The sequence below is a fragment of the Paenibacillus sp. 01T422 genome, from assembly GCF_056398785.1.
In genome coordinates, this window is sequence record NZ_JBFTQB010001285.1 from 1 (window position 1) to 1293 (window position 1293).

The window sequence follows — 1293 nt, forward strand, 5'->3', positions numbered from 1 at the left end:
CCCTCAAATAGAGTGAATTAGTAAAAATTCTTCTTATCCATGCTTAATAAAATTGGATTCATTCCAAAGCATATTTTGAGAGTTTATTGAATACATAATCTACTGCAACCCAACAAGTAATTACTCACTTTTCACTGAAGAATGTGAATAAAAGCTTCGGGAAAAAACAGGTGTTGTACGATATAAGCTTGCGAATAGCCTATGGAGAAATCCTTGGATTACTAGGGCAATCTGGCTCCGGAAAATCTACATAATAAATCCTTGAACTTGTATCAAGAGGGAGAACTAAGCACGGATGAATTGAACAGCTCTGCTTACAAGCTGGACACAACCAAGAAACAGACCGCCGTGACTCGCTCCCAGTTGGAAGCGGCTAAAGCCCAATTAGCTCAACTTGAAAAAGGGCCGCGACCACAAGAAGTSGCAGCTGCAACGGCAATCTAYGAGGYAGCCAAGGCACAACTGGAGCTTCTKCAGAGCGGAAATACYGAGAWGAGCATCGCSATGGCCCAAGCCGACCTGAATCAGGCAACAGCTCAATGGAATCAAGCGAAGAATTTGCTGGAKCAATACACCATAAGSGCACTCGCTGACGGCATTATYACWAGYAAGAATGTTGAGCTTGGTGATGTGATTAATATAGGCTCCAATCTTGCGGATATAGCGAAAACGGACGATGTCTATGTGCTWTGTTATATCCCAGATACGTATCTGGATAGGATCAGCTATAATCAGCCTATCGAAATGACGGTAGGCAAGAAAAGCAWCRTAGGTACAATCAGCTACATCGCTCTAAATCACGAATATACGCCTAAAGATTTACAATCCGCTTCAGATGGGAATCGTGTGACAACGAAGGTTAGGATCTCTATCAAAAACGATAACAGTCAGTTCAATCCAGGAATGAATGTTACCGTTCATATCCCGGCAGAATCCAAGGATTAATTTAACGATGTGGTTCTCCCAATACCCTGCATGACAAGACAGATAGTATCTTCTATTTCTTTGTCACTAATGGATTGTTGATTCAATACTACAAAACGAGAAATCAACAATCCTCCAATAATTGTGAGTAGCATCCTGAGAATACTGCCCGTAGCCATGTCAACAAGTTCGCCGCGTTTTTTAGCTGATTCAATTATGTTTGTTAAGCGCTGTATAACAATCTCTGATATGTAAGGGAGGAGTTCGTTTTTTAGTTCCTCTTGATAAATAATTTCCTTAACGATAACCCGAAAAATTTCTCTATTCTCCGAGATAAAGTCAACTCGATTTCTTAGAAAAGCCCGCAAT

The 1293-nt window shown here is 40.9% G+C and carries 1 protein-coding gene and 2 pseudogenes; 2 read left to right on the plus strand and 1 reads right to left on the minus strand.

Annotated features, from left to right (window positions below; genetic code table 11):
• Positions 1 to 119: 119 nt before the first annotated feature.
• Both AC1DUA_RS38040 and AC1DUA_RS38045 read left to right on the plus strand, forming a co-directional pair.
• A pseudogene (locus AC1DUA_RS38040) lies at positions 120 to 251 on the plus strand (ATP-binding cassette domain-containing protein); the annotation flags it as partial.
• Between the two features lie 253 nt (positions 252 to 504).
• Positions 505 to 945 carry an efflux RND transporter periplasmic adaptor subunit gene (locus tag AC1DUA_RS38045; protein WP_477504636.1) on the plus strand — a complete coding sequence of 147 codons (441 nt, stop codon included), beginning with the start codon at positions 505 to 507 and terminating at the stop codon, positions 943 to 945.
• Here AC1DUA_RS38045 and AC1DUA_RS38050 read toward each other — a convergent pair.
• Positions 942 to 1293, minus strand: a pseudogene (locus AC1DUA_RS38050) (TetR/AcrR family transcriptional regulator); the annotation flags it as partial. The gene AC1DUA_RS38045 and the pseudogene AC1DUA_RS38050 sit on opposite strands and share 4 nt — an antisense overlap.